Raw genomic sequence first — 17,093 nt, 5'->3', positions numbered from 1 at the left:
CGCCTATTATTACAAAAATTTTGCCCATCTATACAAAAAAGAAGTTGTGAAAAAGCTGTCCTGCATCAAGTAAGAAGAACAGCCAAACAAAAATAGTGCTTCCTGTTTTTCGTTTGGTTGAGCTTATTACCGTAAATGTAAGCTTTTGAACACCATTTAGTGGAGAGGTTGTGACAGAAAGGTTCAGCCTTGAGCGATAAGAAGCGATTTTGAAAAATAGCTTCCCATATTTTACAAAATCGTGCCTTATTGCCGATAGGCTATCTCTGGAACACCGTTTATTCGAAAAAGGAGCTGCGACAAAATTTTTGTCACAGCTCCATTCATAAATATTTCCTGTCAATCCAGCATAATCGGCTGAATAAAATCGGCCTGCCATCTTTTTTCTTTCTCAGAAAAATCAAAATACCATATCTGAGAGAAATACTGTCGTTGCGTCGTACTTCCTGAGATCAAGCGTCCATCTTTTCGATCAACTAAATAATCACAGCATCTGAAATCAATTCGGATGGCAAAACTATTCTCGTGGATCTGTCGATAATTTCCTACTTCCTGAATAGTTACTTTTTTAGTATGATTTCTTACACCGTCTGCTTTGTTTTTTTGCAGAGCTTTCTGATGTTCGGCAAACAGCTTGTCTGTATAACAGCTTCTGGCTTTTTCAGGAGTTTCTTCTTCCCAAGCGGATTGGATCTTCATGAATATCTTTTGGATTTCCAGAAACTGTGCTTTCTTTTCTTTAGCCGTTCCTGACATGCGGGACAATATCTCCGCTTTCAGCCTTTTCTTTTGTCTTTTATTCTTGACAATAGAAAAAGCGGAAACCCCTCCTACTGACAAAACAGCTAATGCAAGAAATCCCGTTTGCTCATAACTAGAAGGACCTGTACTTGGACCATAATACCCATAAGAATCTCTGCCGTAAGAACGACTGCCAAAATAACTGCCCCCATATGAACGACCGCCAAATGAACTTCTGCCCGAACTTCGACCGCTAGATGTTCCGCCGCCATGACCACCTGCGACAGCGAATCCTTGGGTCGGCAAAGCAAACAAACATAACCCCACTAACAAAATGATTGCTAAATAATTGATTTTTTTCATTGTCTTCCTCGTTATCTTTTATTACAAAAAACTATTTTTATCATAGCCTTGCCGAAAAGAAGAGTCAATAACCAGATGCATAAACTGTTTTTTTAGCAGTTTTGTCTTAATTTAATCATTGAGTAACAGCGGACAGACATATGTGTTGGCAGCCCATATTTCCTCTATCTTCAGCATGAACAAGCTGGCAGACAAAAGATCTGCGCTTCCTCCAGGAGAGATTTGGTTTTCCTGACAAAAGTGCAACAGTGCTATAAATGGACGATTTGGTAAAGCACTTTGACTAGCAGCATGAGCAAGTTTTTGCATTTCCACTAACGTTTTCTGATCACTGCGATGCAATACGCAGGTGTCATCTAAGGAACTCATCAAAACTAACAACATATGCATTTGTTTCTGTACATCAGAATCATTATCTAGCTCCTTAGCAGCTTGGATTGCAAGCCTGATATGCGGATAACCCAACACTGCTTCTTCATATGCACCATTTACGCCGTATTTTTGCTTCACCGTATACCCATGAGTGGTTTTTTTATGACGATATTTTGTATCAGGAAAAGCAGCAAGCTTGCTGACATCACCGAGTATTTCCGTTAAAGAAAAAGGCTGTTCCATACTGATTTTTTGTGCAGTCACACTGGTCAATAGCCCCATTGCCCAAATCGCTCCTTTATGGGTATTGATGCCATCTGTAGCAATCAACATCGCTTTTTCCGCTTTCCGTCCAATCTCAGCAATCTTTTCTCTTAACTCCTGATCGATAGCATGTTGCCATGCTATTTGAGCCATTTCTTCAAAAAAAGGAGTCAGCGTCTTCGCAGACTTAAGAAATAAAGCATAGTCCATATCGGAATGTGCACCCGCATCCAGTGCATCCACTAATCCAGGTTTTGGGCTTAATGTTACTTCTGCGAGCAATGCTTCCTCTACCAACGCAGCAAGTTGCTGAGTCACTGCTTTTTTTCGTTCGTCATTTATCATGACACTCACTCCTTCTTTCTATTACTTGTTGAACCCTTTTTTGATGGCTGCCCAAATGATGTGAAGCAACCAGCTTAAAGCAAATGCACAACTTGCCGTCATTAGATAAGCTACAAGAATCATGACTCCTGAAGGTAACTGCAGCCAACTATCTTTAAACAATAACAACAGTACTTGGAAAACAAATACATTGGCTAAATACGTACGGTAAGCATAAACAGACAACCATTTGAACAATGGTAATTTTGGCGAATCGTTTACAATCATTTTTGAAGCGCCCATGAAGACAGCAAAGATGATGACTAAGCTGTACAAACTTTGGATCGTATTCAAGTAAGGCGCATTCGCAAAGCTCAAGTCTCCTGGATGTGCGAGCAATGAACGGACAGAAAAGAACGCGATAACTAAGCCAACAGGTAAGAAAAGATAACGTACTCTGTCCAAATATTGATAGACTTTTTCGTGATAAACAAATGCGGCTACCCCATAAATCCCGTAAATCATGAAACTAGCAACAAACCGATCTAACAAGTACCAGCTGTCATGATAAGGACCAGTCAATACTTGTGTTTGATAGAACAGATACCATGCAACATATAAAATCGTTGAACCAATCAATACTGGCCATACATATTTTTTATTAGCAAATACTTTGTAACCGAGCCAAACAAAAAACGGCATGAACAATTGAATCTGCAGCATCATCACGGTATACCATAAATGAGGCGCTCCATCACCTGTGACATATTTCAGTAAAAAGCTTGCAGTATCCGTATACGGAGTTTGTTGTTGGACTGCTGGAAATAGCCAAAGATAAGCCGTCGTCCATAGAAGATACGGAACGACTAGTTCAAAAAACTTTTCTTTCAAAAATTCCCAATAAGACAAATGCTGACTTGTTTTTACCATATTATAGACAATTGCAAAAATAAACATTGGTGCTGTGTATTTAACGATGACGTAAAAGGTACCAAGAAAAGCTGTATTTGTTGCGCTGTGGCTGTTTGCCAAAGCAAAGCTCAATATCGTTTGCATCATAACAGCCGTTACAGCTGATACTTTCTGGAAGTCACTTACGTTGATTTTGATTTTTTTGTTTTCAAACATCTCTTTCTCTCTCTTTTTCTTTATTACCAAAGTTCTTTGGTTAATTTAGGTCCTTCGACTGTTTTCAATAGAATTTTTTTCTCTGGCTCTCTCAAATACTCTTTTAGTGAAAAACCGCCTTGCCGAGTCACTACTTGGGTATCGAATTGCTCAAAAAAAGCAGGATGCGATCGAATTGCCTGAATTGGCAATTCAATCGGTGAATCTGCGTACAGCAGCAAATCAAAATCACTGGTTTCTTTTACTGCCGGAATCCCAGTCGATAATTCAAATCCTAAGCTGCCGCCGATTCCCCACTTGCATCCTGATAATATGTTTCTAGCAGCATGAAATTGCTGATAAACAGGATAATCCATGATTTTCTCTTGTCTATACGATTCTTGTTCGATGATGTCCCACGGATGAATGACTTGTTTGACAGCATGTTTTGAGATTTCTGTTGCCCATCTCTGATTGCGGGCAGGGCCACGTAATCCAATCGGTAGTATTTCGGCGTGATCTGTCGACGCACGACGGACTGTTCCGAACATCTTTTCAGTTAGAACGACCCATTCAGGCAAGGGGAACCCTTCTATTTCATGTTTATCAAAAAGAACAATATCATGTGCTTGAATCATTTTTTATGCATCCCATTCTTCGTCCATTTTGGCACGGACTTTGTTTGTTTCGACACGTCCGAATGTTTTGGCTGTTTCGTTCGTGTATCGATTTGTCAGCATCGTGTCATTTGTATTGCGGACATCTTGAATGGCTTCATTGATTGCTTCGATGACTTTGTTGACATTTTGTTCTGAAGCAGCTTGGTCGGTGATATCTTCTAGGAAATGATAGATTGCTCCTAGTTTTGTATAATTATTGATGTCGTAAGCGATAGCTGGAACTTTTTCAGCAGCTGCTTCGATTTCAGCAACCGAACGTTTTGTCACACGTGCAGCACTTTCTTTAGACATCGCTTGGACAGTGATTTCTTTATTGTTTAAAGCAATCAAGCGGCTTGATTGTAATCCATGCGCTAAAAATTCACCTGAAATAGCATTTCCTGCAATCAATCCAATAACTGGATGTCCAGCTTGACGGAGTTTTGCATAAGCAGCAGCACTATTAGCCAAAGCCACATGAATACCAATTAATTCTTCGTTATAGCCGTATGCTTGGCTTGGTACATCGATCACAACGACGATTGGCCGTTTCACTTTTTTATCTTTATCTTCTTCGTAAACGCGATTCAAAATTTGTCCCATGCGGAAACCTTCAACTAAACCAACTTCACCGTTTCGTACACGGTACATCGGGTTTTTAGGATCAGGTACGATTGCTGTCACGATGGCTTCTTCTATGAATTTACTTGATTGACCATAATACACAGTACTAATAGAAGAAGTTGGATTTTTCATGCCAGTTAGTGCCGCAAACCAATCGTAACCAACACTTGCTGCAGCTGGTTTATTTCCTTCTGCTACTTCTGGTAAGTCCATTGATTTTGCTTGATGGTTAGCAATTGCTTCATTGTAATCGTCAATGGACATTGGTTTTGAAAGATCCAAAGAATCAAGTAATGATAAATAAAATGCTGAGCTTTCACTGCGATGCGTGTCTTTTCGTTCGTCCATTGCTGCGATGACAGCAGCTTTGATTGCTTCTACACTATCAGTCACTAGTTCATCAATGATTTTTGATTCTACCCGTTGACGAGATCCTAATGTATTCCAAATCAAGTCTTTGTCACTAGAATCAAATTCTCGAACACCTGCTTCTTGCTCAATAACTTCTGGTCCATTCAAACCGACTCTCGCTTTTTTTGTTGCGATCAAATAACTCATCAATGCTGAAGTAATCGACATACCGCCAAATGATCCTACACGTCCTGGAATCAAACCGATGACTGGTATATATTGTTTTAGAGCAATGATTACATTTCCGATTTCTGAAATAGATAACAGTCCGTAGTTCGCTTCTTGCAGACGAACACCGCCTGTATCTAGTACGATGACTGGAAAAATTTCATTTCCTTTTTTGTTTTCTTCTAATACATGTTCGAGTGCAGCAACGATTTTTGCACCGGAAACTTCACCGATACCGCCACCTTGGAATTTTCCTTCCATAGCGATTACTACTGCTTGTTTGCCATTGATCGTGCCACGGCTGACAACGATCCCGTCATCACTTTCAGGGACGATTCCTTGTGCTGGCAAACTTGGCGCGATGATTTGATCGAATGGACCAATCAATTCACGTCCATTGTCAAGTAGAGCGTTCACTCGTTCTCTGGCGTTTAATTCTACAAAACTATTTTTCATCTGAAAGTTCCTCCATTGCTTGCGTCAATCGTAGGTACACAACTCCTGGTGTAGCACCGAAGTCATTGATCACGATATCTGCTGAAATTGGATAACGATCAAAAAATCTCGTTAATACGTTGTTCCATACTTCGCCGAAGCCATCGCTTCCTGTACAGATTTTTACAGTAGATTCTTTTTTTTCTGTTGGAAACATCAAGATTTCCAAATCACCTGAACCGACCACTCCTACATGGATTTTCTTATTGATCGGCTGTTTCGTTGGATATTTATAAGCTAATTGTTCCATGGATCTCTCCCCTTTTTGTAAAACAGAGCATACACGTTCTGCTTATTCGTCTTTCTTCTTCCATCTGGGTAAATGGCGACAAAAGGTTTTCCTCGCCAATTTTATGACCAAGTTCTGAATTTCATTGGTGGTTCATATAGGCCATCTGACCATTCGATCAAATCATCGATGGTTTGTGCAGCTAATAATGAACGTTTCGCTTCACTACGTTTGATGCCTAGATCTTCTGGTAATTTCACGATGCCGGCTGCACGCAAACGGTCTAGTGATTCTTTAGTACTTGTCATCCCAAGAGGTGTGACACCGCCGATGGCTGCAATTGCTGCTTGTCGTTCTTCTTTTGTTTTTGCTTTGTACAAATAAGCAATTCCTTCTTCTGTCACGATATGTGTAGTATCTTCGCTATAAATCATCACTGGTGCATTGGCTAAGCCTGCTTGTTTTTGAACAGCTAGTGCATCTAATTCTTCGACAAAGACTGGTTTTTTATTTGAACCATATGTTTCAACCATTTGAACAACTAATTTTTGGCCTTTCCCTAATGGATCATCATTGTCGCGAAGTGATTGCCATGCTGGTGTAGAATGACGACGACCGCCAGGATTATGTCCCATGTTAGGCGCACCGCCAAAACCAGATAAACGTCCTTTTGTTACGGTAGAAGAGTTTCCTTCGTAATCTAATTGCAAGGTTGAACCGATAAACATATCGATGGCATATTGTCCAGCTGCTTGTGATAATGTTCGGTTACTGCGCATCGTGCCGTCTTTACCGACAAAAAAGACATCGGGGCGAGCAGCAATATATTTTTCCATACCAACTTCGCCACCAAAACTATGGATGCTTTCAACCCAACCTGATTCGATGGCTGGAATCATCGTTGGATGTGGGTTCAATACCCAGTTCTTCGCGATTTTCCCTTTCAACCCTAGTGATTCGCCATAAGTTGACAGTAACAATTCGATAGCTGCTGTATTGAATCCAATACCGTGATTCAAAGATTGTACGCCGTGTTCTGCGTAGATTCCTTTGATTGCCATCATTGCCATTAGGATTTGCAATTCTGTGATGTTTTGAGGATCTCGTGTGAATAAAGCTTCTAATTGATAAGGTTGATCTGCTTTCACGACAACATCTACCCAGTCACTAGGGATATCTATACGTGGTAAAGAATCGACAACTTCGTTGACTTGAACGATCACGATACCATCTTTGAAAGCTGCAGCTTCGATGATTGTTGGTGTTTCTTCCGTATTGAAACCTGTGTACAAGTTGCCGTCTTTATCTGCTTTATCTGCAGCTACTAAAACAACATTTGGAATCAAATCGATGAATAAGCGTCCATAAAGTTCCAAATAAGTATGGATATCACCTAATTTCATTGTGCCGTCTTCAATCATTTGGGCGACACGCAAGCTTTGTGCACCAGCATAAGAAAAATCGATCTTACTTGCGATTCCTTTTTCAAAAATATTCAAATGTTCTGGTCGTGAGATACTAGACATGATCAAATGCAGATCATTCACTTTTTCTGCATCTACTTTTTCAAGACTTTCTGAAAGAAAACTTGCTTGTTTTTGATTGTCGCCTTCTAATACAACTTTATCGCCGGGAGCAATCAGTTTTTCCATTACTTCTACGATTTTTTCAGTTTCTACATACTTGCCATTGAGCAAGTTGCTGATTTTTTCCAATCGCTGCGCTTTTTTTTCGCGTTTAGAAGCCCAGTTGCGGTTTGGTTTTTCCATAATTAGTCATCTCCATTTTTGATATAGAAACGTGGCGTCATCAATACCATATTGGTCTAGATTGATCGTACGGATCCCTTTATCTACACCAAATTTTGTATGAATCAGCTTTGTCAAAGTATTGCCAGGGGGAAATTCAATCGTCAGATCCATTCCTAATTCTTTTGCCAAGTCCATCATTTGGTTCCATTGCACAGGGAAAGCTAGATTTTCCAACAGATCTTTACGAATCTCTTCTGCGTCCTGAGTGGCTCTTCCATCCGTATTTTTTATATACAAACATCTGGCATCAGATAGATGGACAGACTGCATATACGGCTTGAATTTCTTGACCGTATCATTCATCAAGAGACAGTGAGATGGCACAGGAACTTTCAGCAGCTTCGCTGTTTGCGCTTGGTGCCGTTTGGCTTCTGCCAACGTAACGGATAAACCTTCGATACTCCCAGATAACGTATGTTGCATCGGACAATTTTCATTTGACAGATAGACTGGGTGGTCAGGATCAAATGTTTTTGCTACAATTTCCTCTGCTTCGCTTCTCGTCACACCTACTACTACGCCCATTGCATAACCGCTTGGATAAGCTTCTTTCATTAAGACTGCGCGGTGATAGACTAGTTCCGCTGCATTCTCAAATGTCAAAGATCGACAAGCAACAGCTGCACAAAAAGCACCGATCGAATGTCCTGCTGCAATATCAGGCTGAATACCGTTTTTTTCCATTTCATCTAAATAAAATACTGCTTTTGTCAGTAATGCTAGCTGGATAAAAACCGTATCTTGATAGTTTTCTTCTTTATCAACTAACCGATACCCCATCACATTTTCTAAACGTTCCATGTACATTTCAGGGATATCCGCTAACATCCCTAACTTCTGACTGCCTTGCCCAGGAAATAAGAAACCTGTACTCATGAGCCTCGCCTCCTTAGCACTTACTTTTTCCACTGCTATCTTAGTCAATTTCTGCTATAATAAAAAATGCCAAAAAAAGAAAAAACCATAACAAAAAGGTATGGATGGGATGGATAATTATGAAATTGCTTCATCTACAGTATTTTAAAAAAGTGTTCGAAACAAAAAATGTCACCCAAGCAGCCAAAGAATTATTTATTTCTCAACCTGCCTTGAGCCGTGCGATCAAACATTTGGAAAACGAATTAGGAGTCCCTTTGTTTTACCATAGCGGCAGAAATATTGAGACAACTGTTTATGCAGAAGAATTCTATCCATATGCAGTCAAGACATTAGACACATTAGAAGAAGGAATCAAATTATTGTCTTCGGTCAATGAGAAGATCGTTACTTCCGTCATTTTGTATTTAGAGGTAGCCTCTGTTTCTATTCCGAACTTGGTCCGAATTTTTATGGAAAAGCATCCTGATATCCAATTAACGATCATGCAACATCATTTACCAGATGATATTACCGACCCTGTACTGTACATCACTTCGGAGATGAAGCCTGGCATGACCAATATTCCTATCATGAAAGAACCTGTTTATGTAGCCATTCCTAAGAAACATCCTCTTGCGAAAAAAGAACATCTGCAATTAGAAGATATCCAACGCACCCCCATCTTGATGCTGTCAAAGAGCAATGCCTTCCGTCATACACTGGATGCAGCACTTGAAGCGAAAAGTATCGAATTGACGATCAGTTCGACGACAGATGATCCTGCGACATTACGTTCTATTGTCAAGCAAGGATTAGCCGTTAGCTTTTTCCCAAAAGTTTCTTGGTCTTACGATAAAAATGATCCTTTCGTCTTGCGGGAAATCAAAGGTTTGCCCTTGACACGAACAATTTATTTATCTTCTAGCTTCACAGAAGATCATCCTTTGATCAAAATGATTGCAAAAACGATGCGGGAATTTTATTTAGGAAAATAAAAAGAAAAGAGCTGGGACAAAATTCTTGTCGCAGCTCTTTTTTTGAACAAACGGTGTTCCAGAAGTAACTTCTTCAGAAATAAGCCCAAATTCCCCAAAAATTTGAGAAGCAATTTTCGTAAATTCCTTCTTATTTCTTGAAGCTAAACACTTCTGTCACAACCTCTTCTCTATTTTTCCTAGAATTCATTGCGTTGATTTGAAACTTCCATCAATCAAACTTGCTAGTTCATCTAGTTTTTCTATTTTACGTAGATCAACAGAGATCCAATGTTCTTTATTCATGTGATAGGCTGGAAAATACCCCTCTTTTCCTCGCAAAATTCCGCCAAGTTCAGGATCGACCTTCAAATCAAGGATGTCGATGATCCTATGGTCACTTGCATCATCATAGATTTTTTCTTCTGGAACAGACATCAGGACCCCAAACCATTTTTTGCTTTTTTGATGTCTGAATACGCAATAATCAGGAAATTTTTTAAAAATATATTCTGGAGACAAATTGTATGTTTCATCGATGTGATCGATTAATTCTTTTTTCGTTAGCATCTGCTTCCATCTCTTTCTTATTGATTCGCTTTATTCAAAGATACCACGTAAGAATAGAAAAATGAATACTGGTTGAAAGATCAGTTGAAACTTGACCACCGTTTATTTTCTCCGTATTCTTAGAATAGAAGGGAGTCTGATTTATGTATTCACTAATGAAAAAAATCATTACCGAAAAAGATATTCGACGTCATGTTTCTTTAGTCGAACAATTGCTGAATCATACAAAGATAACCGTAAATGAATTAGCTGAAATTATAGGGACAACCGAACGAACGATTTTTTCTGACCTTCAATCTATTCGCTCTCAGCTGCCCGAAGGCTGGGACATCCTCAGCGATCAAGCAGGAATCAGTTTGCAAAACCAGCAAAATTTATTAACAAATGACCTTTGGGAGATTTTTTTCAAACAATCAGTCAGTGTCGAACTGCTGAAAAATCTGCTTTTTACAAAAAAAGTTGCTGTCCCTGATTTTCTAGCGGATCACGGGCTTTCTTATGGGACATTGAAAAGACATGTGACTAAAATCAATCAGCGTTTAGCAAGTTACGACTTGCAGATCGATTTGACGAAATATACAGCTTGTATTCTTGGAAAAGAGCGTGCGATTCGTACTTTCTATCATCGATTGCTGATTCCTTTCACTCATAACAACTATTTTTTCGAGGATTATTCGATCCATGAATCCCATTATTTTCAATTTTTAAGAACCCTCAGTCAAACTGAACTAGCTGTTGAAACAGAAGAGATTTTCGGAACATGTTGGTTCTTTATCAATACGATCCGTATAAAAGCGAATTGCCGATTAGATTCTTCTATCCATATCAACAGCACACTCTCCTCCCTGTATGACTCTGCATTGAAAAAATTGTATTTAACGGAAGGTATTTATCTTAAAGACACTGAGCTTTCTTTTGCTTATTTCTGCTTTCTGGAAAGTTGGAATTACAACAATAACTATGGACAAGAAATCGCTCGCTGCCTGCATCATTCTCCATTTTTAGAGGTCCTCGAAACGTTTGTAGAGGAACTAGCTTCAGAGCTGTCTCTTGATCAACTAAAAAAAACATCTCTGACTGATAACTTGGCTCTCCTCGTATTAAAATATCATGAATCGCCGATACTGATCGAACCTTTGGAACGCCAATACCATCGTTTTTTAGAGACGTATGATCAGCAATATGCACACTTGTATCAGCAGAAAGAGAATTTACTGAACGATCTAAAAAAAGAAATGGAAATCAATGAACCAAATTACTTTCTTCAACTCTTGTCTTTACTGATCCAACAAACGATTTTTTCTATCAAACCGAATTTGTTCAATGTCTATTTTATTTTCCAAGGAGAACCTTCATGGAAGGCGTTCTTGCAGCAGGAATTAAAAGATTACTTGGGAAAACGTGTCTTCTTCTTACCTATCGAACTAACCGATCTTTCCACTATTTCTTTTGAAAAAACAGATATCTTGATTTCCAATTTCCCTCTGGATTCTCTAGATATCCCTATTGTATACATTTCTTCTATTCCAACGAAAAATGAGCTCAATCGTTTGACTGAACTCACTTTCAAAACTTTTTTATAGTAACGGCTAGCGACTGAATTCTCTAGCTGTTTTTTCTTTTTTGCGAAACAGTTTATTCATGATCCCTTTTTCTATTTCTACAACTAAGAATAGAAGAATCACATTTGCCCCAATCAATAACTGTTGTGTCATCGTTAAACTTACTGTACCGATCAGCTGCTGGCCGATTGGCAGAAAAATAACCATCCCCTGCAATAAAGCAAGGATACCCAATGAAAGAAAAAGCGATTTGTTTTGCAAAAGACCTTGGTTCAACGACGGCTTGGACAACTCTCTGCAATTGATCATGTAAACAGCTTGAGCTAAGACGATATTTTGCAGAAGAATGGTTTGCTGTAAGCTTTGCCCTTCAAATTGCATAGCCAATAAATAGGCAGGAACCATGATCAGTAGTGCGACATAGATGATCCGAAACAAGTGATAACCTGATAGGATTCCTTGCTTTGGATCTCTTGGTGGACGCTTCATGATTTCTGGATCTGGCGACTCGAACCCTAATGCATAAGATAAAGTGATTGTCGTTACCATATTGACCCATAAAATCTGTACTGGGGACAAAGGTAGCGGCCGATTCAGTATCAGCGCCCAAATCAAGATCAATCCTTGAGCTAACGCAGTTGGTAAGAAGAAATTGATGGTCTTTTGCAAGTTATCCAAAATACGCCGACCTTCTTTTACGGCTTTTGCGATCGTATGGAAATTATCATCTCCTAAAACCATATCAGCTGCCTGTTTGCTTACTTCACTACCTTTGATTCCCATCGCAATTCCTATATCGGCTCTTTTCAAAGCAGGTGCATCATTTACGCCGTCTCCGGTCATTCCGACGATTTCTCCATTTTTCTGCAAAGCTTTCACGATTCGCAGTTTGTGTTCTGGTGTCGTTCGAGCAAAGACATCGACTTTTGGTACTTGTCGAATCAACTCTTCTTCAGACATAAGATCCAAATCGATCCCTTCTAAAACTTTAGCAGTATGTTTTAAGCCAATTTGTTCCGCAATCGCTTTTGCTGTGTCTTTATGATCCCCCGTAATCATTTTCACTGAGATCCCTGCTTGTTGGCATTCCTTTACAGCCTTGACTGCACTTTCTTTTGGCGGATCGATCAACCCGGCAATCCCTGCAAAAGTTAATTGGGTTAAAGTCTCATGCGTGAGTTCCTGTTTCGAATCTACTTTTTTGTAAGCAAATCCTAAAACACGCTGACCTTTTTTCGCAAACGCTGTGGCTGTTTGACCCCATGCTTCTTGTTCTGAAGAAGAAAGAGTTGATTTAGCCAATAATACTTCTGGCGCACCTTTGACGTAAATCACCGCTCCTTTTCCCTCCGTATGCATCGTTGCCATATATTTGTATTCAGAGCTGAACGGAATCTTTGCTTCTATTTTTTTCAAAGGCAGATTGGCTGTTTCGGTGTGTCGAATCAGTGCAAGTTCTGTCGGATTGCCACTTAAATTTTCTGTTTTCTGTTCTTCTTTCGTCTTTAACTCCTGACAATTTTTCATAATAGACAGTACGCGAGTTTCTTCCTTTGCTGCTATATCCACAACTGTCATTTCATTTTTTGTCAATGTCCCTGTCTTATCTGAACAGATCACTGTCATAGAACCTAATGTTTCTACAGAAGGCAGTCCTTTGATGATTGCCTTTTCTTTTGCCATTTCATTTACTCCGACAGATAGGATCATGGTCAAAACAGCTGGCAATCCTTCGGGTACCATTGACACTACCAAAGCGATCATAGCTGAAAGAAGGATAGACCAATCCATGCCATAGCGGAATGTTGTAAAAACAACTAAGAACAAGATCAAACAAAGTATGCCTTGAAAAATTTGTTTGTTCAATCGGTTGATCTTCTTGATCAGAGGCGTCGTCTGTTGTTCGACCGATTGCAGTGCTTGATTGATTTTACCGATTTCTGTCGTGTTTCCTGTTTCTACAACGACACCGACTGCAGAACCAGATTGTACAAGTGTTCCTGAAAAAGCCATATTTTTCTGGTCACCGATTGATTCTTCTGCTGCCAAAACGGTATGATTTTTCTCAGATGCTTCTGATTCTCCCGTCAAAATCGATTCTTCCACTAGTAGATCATGTACTTCGATCAACCGAACATCTGCTGGAACGACGTCTCCAGCACGTAAGACAATGACATCTCCTTTTACTAGTTCTTTCGCAGGGATTTTTACTTGCATCCCGTTCGATAGTACTATCGCTTCTTGTCCCATCAGCTGCTTCAAACCATTCAACGATTCTTCTGCTTTTCTTTCTTGCCAATAACTAACGAGTCCGTTGACGATCACTACGAATAAAATAATACTTCCTTCGATGTATTCGTTCGAAGCAAATTTCAAAAAAGAGGCAATGATCAACACGATCATTAGCAGATCAGTAAAGTGCTTTACTATTTTTTTCCATCGTTTTGTCTGCTGTCTTGCTTCTATCTCATTATATCCTTGATCAGTCAGGCGTTTCTGCCGTTCTTCTTGCGACAAGCCTTCTGTTGATGTTTGATAGTTTTTCAATGTATCTTCTACCGTCAATTTATACCAGTTCATCCTATCCCCTCCTACTTAATTGATACTTTTATTATACGTAGGGAGATCTTTCAGGCGTATCGATTATTTCAGAGAAGTCTGAAATAATTCGTTTTGCCGGATATATTTAGTCTTAATTGGTATTTCTATCGCTTATTCTTTTATATACAAAACTTAAGAGAACAAACCAGATAACTAATAAAAAAGGAATAAAACGTGTCGTTCTTTCGAATAACAAGCTGAAAGCAATGGCCGCAAAAAATACCAACAAAGCAAGGTCTTTATATCTTGGTATAGTGTTCCGTTTCTTTTCTTTAACAAATTGAACATGTGCACATAAGATTGAAGACCACACAAATAGAAAACAACTCGTTGTCATGCCTGCCAAAAGCTGAAAAAACAATCGACTATCAGCGACAAAAAAATGTAGACAAAGGCCTGCAAGAAATAACGTTCCTGTAATCAAAATACCGTGTAAAGGTACGCCTTTCTTAGAAAGCGCACAAAACCAAGGGGGCAGACTTTTTTCTTTTGCTGTTTGATATAAGATCCTGCTAGTACTGTAAACCGCACTATTTGCCGAAGACAAAGAAGCAACCAGAATCATCAGATTGACGATTGCTGCCCCGCTTTGGCAATGGATCATTTGCAACATAGTGACTAAAGGACTTTCTTTTAAATCTAAACAATACCATGAAACAACGAATAAAATCGACAGAATCGTTCCTACATAGAAAAAGAGGATACGCCAAGGCAGACAGTTGATTGCATTTTTCAAATTCTTTTGTGGGTCACTCGTCTCACCAACTGTTAATCCGATCATTTCAATTCCAGCAAAACTGAATAAAACCATAGGAAATGAAGCAATCATTCTAGCAAAGCCAAACGGGAGTAATTCATTGAGCTGTTCAAAATTTGCTTTGATTCCGATAGACTGGGTATGAAAATCCGAAACGCTCAATCCTATACCCAATAAAATAAAAAGAACAATCCCCAAAATCTTGATGATTGAGAAAAAAGATTCCAATTCGCCAAACCATTTGACGGCAACAAGATTGACTGCCATTAAGATCATTAATGCACTACCTCCGCTTATCAAAGCTGGTACATGTACAAACCAGAAATGGATATACAATCCTATTGCTGTCAATTCCGCAAGTCCAGCTCCAAGCCAGCAAAGCCAATAAGTCCAATTGACAAAAAAGGCCCACTTTTCACCCAAATAGTAGTCAATGAAATCACTGATAGAGTTAAATTTACTATTTGCTAAAAACAAATCACCCATAGCCCGCATCAAGCCATAAATAGCCACACCGCATATCAAATAGACGAGAATAACAACTGGTCCTGCCAGTGCAATTGCCTTTGCTGAACCTAAGAATAATCCTGTTCCAATTGCGCCACCTAGTGCGATTAACTGGATATTTCGATTAGTTAGAGTCCGTTTCATTGCCGGTTTTTCCATCAAGTTCACCTTTTTCTTTTTCAAGCAGCATGGCGACTTCCTGTTCCCAAGAAGGTTTCTTTATTTTTTCAATACATAGTGGTACTACAAACAAAATGACACTGATGGATGTGACTGCAATTAGATTGATCCATGTTCCAGCTTTCATCGTCAGTCCAACAGAAAAGCCGATGGCCGCAAATAAAACAATAACGACCGCCCAGACGCCAAGATTGCTTTTGTTCTCTTTTTTTCCAATTCTGAATGGACGGTTCAACTTTGCATGTGTATAACGTAATCTCAAAACCGCGATCCCCATAATGACATAGACGATACAATAGATAACAGTAGTTGAATTAACTAGCATCAAAAATGCTTGATTGACGCCAGGAATCAGCAAATAAAAAAGTGCAAAGATTGAGATAATGACAGATTGAGTCAAAATAACGGATTTGGATACGTCAAATTGATTCGTCTTCCAAAAATTGAATTTTGGTGGATACGCACCTTTTCTAGCACTTTCTGTCACTGTCTTTGCAGGTCCTGATGCCCAAGCAGATAATTGGACTGCCACACCGATGAAGACAAGCAAACTAAACAGATTCACAATAAGATGCGGCAAACCGAGAATTTGGCAATAAATCGAAATAGATTGTGCGATATTATTCAATTCCATTTGACCTTTTGGTACGACATTTGCTACAACTAAAGCATTCAAAATATTGACGAAAAATATAAAAATCAGCGCAGCAAATACTCCGCGAATATACGTTTTCACTGGATTCTTCAATCGAGTGATATACACGGAGGACATTTCGATGCCAGTAAAAATAAACATGATCGGCGCAAAATAAACAAATGAGGATGCAGTCGTACTATCTGGTATTACTTTGTCCCATGAAAAATTGCCTAATGTTCCGGTTGGTACGATTCCAACTTTGATCCACGCAGCAAGCCCTAATAAGAGCATCATCGTCAAAGGCACATATAGACCTAACCAAACACCGATTTTTCCTCCGATTTTTGCCATGTCGAATGTTAAATTCAAAAAAGTGATGATCCAATAAACCACTAAAATAACAACTAATGTAAATTTGCTGTTCAGTCCAAGCGGCACATTATCGATAATATTACCAAACAACGGAGCGAGTGCTGAAGCAACCATCACCATCCCTGGAAACATTTGGACCCATAACAGCCAGGAGACAACGAATCCCCATTTTTTTCCTAGAGCATTCGATACCCAAAGTTCTGGACCACCTTTTTGAGGAAACATTCCGGCAAATTCACCAGAGATCAATGAGATCGGAAAGGCATATAACAATACGGCAACCAGCATGTAAAAAATCATCGTCCAGCTCGTTGCTGCCACATCTGGAATATTTCGTACACTTGCTACAAGGGCACAAGTCATCCCGATAAAGGTCATGGTCGTGATTTGTTTTGATGAACCAGCATCTTTCATCTTTATTCCTTCTTTCTTTCAATAGCGACATGTTTTTCGTTTTCTTTTATTTTTGTTCAAGAACAAAAGTGACAAGGCTTCATCGATTCAGTA

15 protein-coding genes are annotated in these 17,093 nt (G+C 39.3%); 2 read left to right on the top strand and 13 right to left on the bottom strand.

Features of this window, described 5'->3' with window-relative positions; translation table 11 throughout:
- Nucleotides 1-28 precede the first annotated feature (28 nt).
- The 9 genes from IGK53_RS01555 to IGK53_RS01515 all read right to left on the bottom strand — a co-directional run bounded on the left by IGK53_RS01555 (nucleotide 29) and on the right by IGK53_RS01515 (nucleotide 8,444).
- Nucleotides 29-379 carry a hypothetical protein gene (locus tag IGK53_RS01555; protein ID WP_149029028.1) on the bottom strand — a complete coding sequence of 117 codons (351 nt, stop codon included), beginning with the start codon at nucleotides 377-379 and terminating at the stop codon, nucleotides 29-31.
- Nucleotides 340-1,104 (bottom strand): TIM44-like domain-containing protein, encoded by a 765-nt coding sequence (locus tag IGK53_RS01550; RefSeq protein WP_002329649.1) that lies wholly within the window; start codon nucleotides 1,102-1,104, stop codon nucleotides 340-342. The genes IGK53_RS01555 and IGK53_RS01550 overlap by 40 nt, the downstream gene beginning before the upstream one ends.
- Before the next feature lie 111 nt (nucleotides 1,105-1,215).
- Nucleotides 1,216-2,085 (bottom strand): triphosphoribosyl-dephospho-CoA synthase MdcB, encoded by an 870-nt coding sequence (gene mdcB / locus IGK53_RS01545; RefSeq protein WP_002329650.1) that lies wholly within the window; start codon nucleotides 2,083-2,085, stop codon nucleotides 1,216-1,218.
- A 21-nt stretch (nucleotides 2,086-2,106) separates the two neighbouring features.
- Nucleotides 2,107-3,192: an acyltransferase family protein gene (locus tag IGK53_RS01540; RefSeq protein ID WP_002329651.1), complete on the bottom strand. Its 1,086-nt coding sequence runs from the start codon at nucleotides 3,190-3,192 to the stop codon at nucleotides 2,107-2,109.
- A 23-nt stretch (nucleotides 3,193-3,215) separates the two neighbouring features.
- Nucleotides 3,216-3,809 carry a malonate decarboxylase holo-ACP synthase gene (locus IGK53_RS01535; protein WP_002329652.1) on the bottom strand — a complete coding sequence of 198 codons (594 nt, stop codon included), beginning with the start codon at nucleotides 3,807-3,809 and terminating at the stop codon, nucleotides 3,216-3,218.
- 3 nt (nucleotides 3,810-3,812) lie between these two features.
- Entirely contained in the window at nucleotides 3,813-5,489 is a 1,677-nt protein-coding gene (gene mdcD / locus IGK53_RS01530) for a biotin-independent malonate decarboxylase subunit beta (RefSeq protein WP_430604911.1), read from the bottom strand.
- On the bottom strand, nucleotides 5,479-5,778 hold the full coding sequence (locus IGK53_RS01525; RefSeq protein WP_002292523.1) for a malonate decarboxylase subunit delta: 300 nt from the start codon (nucleotides 5,776-5,778) through the stop codon (nucleotides 5,479-5,481). Before IGK53_RS01525 ends, mdcD begins: the two co-directional genes overlap by 11 nt.
- A 101-nt stretch (nucleotides 5,779-5,879) precedes the next feature.
- Nucleotides 5,880-7,526 (bottom strand): malonate decarboxylase subunit alpha, encoded by a 1,647-nt coding sequence (gene mdcA, locus IGK53_RS01520; protein WP_002329654.1) that lies wholly within the window; start codon nucleotides 7,524-7,526, stop codon nucleotides 5,880-5,882.
- Between the two features lie 6 nt (nucleotides 7,527-7,532).
- Nucleotides 7,533-8,444 carry an ACP S-malonyltransferase gene (locus IGK53_RS01515; protein ID WP_002329655.1) on the bottom strand — a complete coding sequence of 304 codons (912 nt, stop codon included), beginning with the start codon at nucleotides 8,442-8,444 and terminating at the stop codon, nucleotides 7,533-7,535.
- Nucleotides 8,445-8,563: 119 nt separating this feature from the next.
- Here IGK53_RS01515 and IGK53_RS01510 point away from each other — a divergent pair, with 119 nt between their 5' ends.
- Nucleotides 8,564-9,421: a LysR family transcriptional regulator gene (locus tag IGK53_RS01510; RefSeq protein ID WP_002329656.1), complete on the top strand. Its 858-nt coding sequence runs from the start codon at nucleotides 8,564-8,566 to the stop codon at nucleotides 9,419-9,421.
- A gap of 186 nt (nucleotides 9,422-9,607) precedes the next feature.
- Here the strand turns inward: IGK53_RS01510 and IGK53_RS01505 are convergent, their stop codons facing one another.
- Complete coding sequence (locus IGK53_RS01505; protein ID WP_002315996.1) at nucleotides 9,608-9,970, bottom strand: MmcQ/YjbR family DNA-binding protein; 363 nt, start codon at nucleotides 9,968-9,970, stop codon at nucleotides 9,608-9,610.
- 143 nt (nucleotides 9,971-10,113) lie between these two features.
- Between IGK53_RS01505 and IGK53_RS01500 the strand changes: the two genes are divergently transcribed.
- Nucleotides 10,114-11,553 (top strand): helix-turn-helix domain-containing protein, encoded by a 1,440-nt coding sequence (locus IGK53_RS01500; RefSeq protein WP_430604909.1) that lies wholly within the window; start codon nucleotides 10,114-10,116, stop codon nucleotides 11,551-11,553.
- Nucleotides 11,554-11,559: 6 nt separating this feature from the next.
- Here the strand turns inward: IGK53_RS01500 and IGK53_RS01495 are convergent, their stop codons facing one another.
- From IGK53_RS01495 to IGK53_RS01485, 3 genes are all read right to left on the bottom strand, one after another.
- Nucleotides 11,560-14,112: an HAD-IC family P-type ATPase gene (locus IGK53_RS01495; RefSeq protein WP_002329658.1), complete on the bottom strand. Its 2,553-nt coding sequence runs from the start codon at nucleotides 14,110-14,112 to the stop codon at nucleotides 11,560-11,562.
- A 112-nt stretch (nucleotides 14,113-14,224) separates the two neighbouring features.
- Nucleotides 14,225-15,556, bottom strand: a complete 1,332-nt coding sequence (locus tag IGK53_RS01490; RefSeq protein WP_430604907.1) for an amino acid permease — start codon at nucleotides 15,554-15,556, stop codon at nucleotides 14,225-14,227.
- Nucleotides 15,522-17,000, bottom strand: coding sequence for an amino acid permease (locus IGK53_RS01485; RefSeq protein ID WP_002329660.1), 1,479 nt, complete (start codon nucleotides 16,998-17,000; stop codon nucleotides 15,522-15,524). The genes IGK53_RS01490 and IGK53_RS01485 overlap by 35 nt, the downstream gene beginning before the upstream one ends.
- Nucleotides 17,001-17,093: the final 93 nt, after the last annotated feature.

It is taken from the genome of Enterococcus sp. DIV1224 (assembly GCF_050555455.1).
GTDB classification, from domain to species: Bacteria; Bacillota; Bacilli; order Lactobacillales; family Enterococcaceae; genus Enterococcus_B; species Enterococcus_B lactis.
Note: the sequence above shows the minus strand (reverse complement) of the source record. Positions and strands in the feature narration are given on the sequence as shown.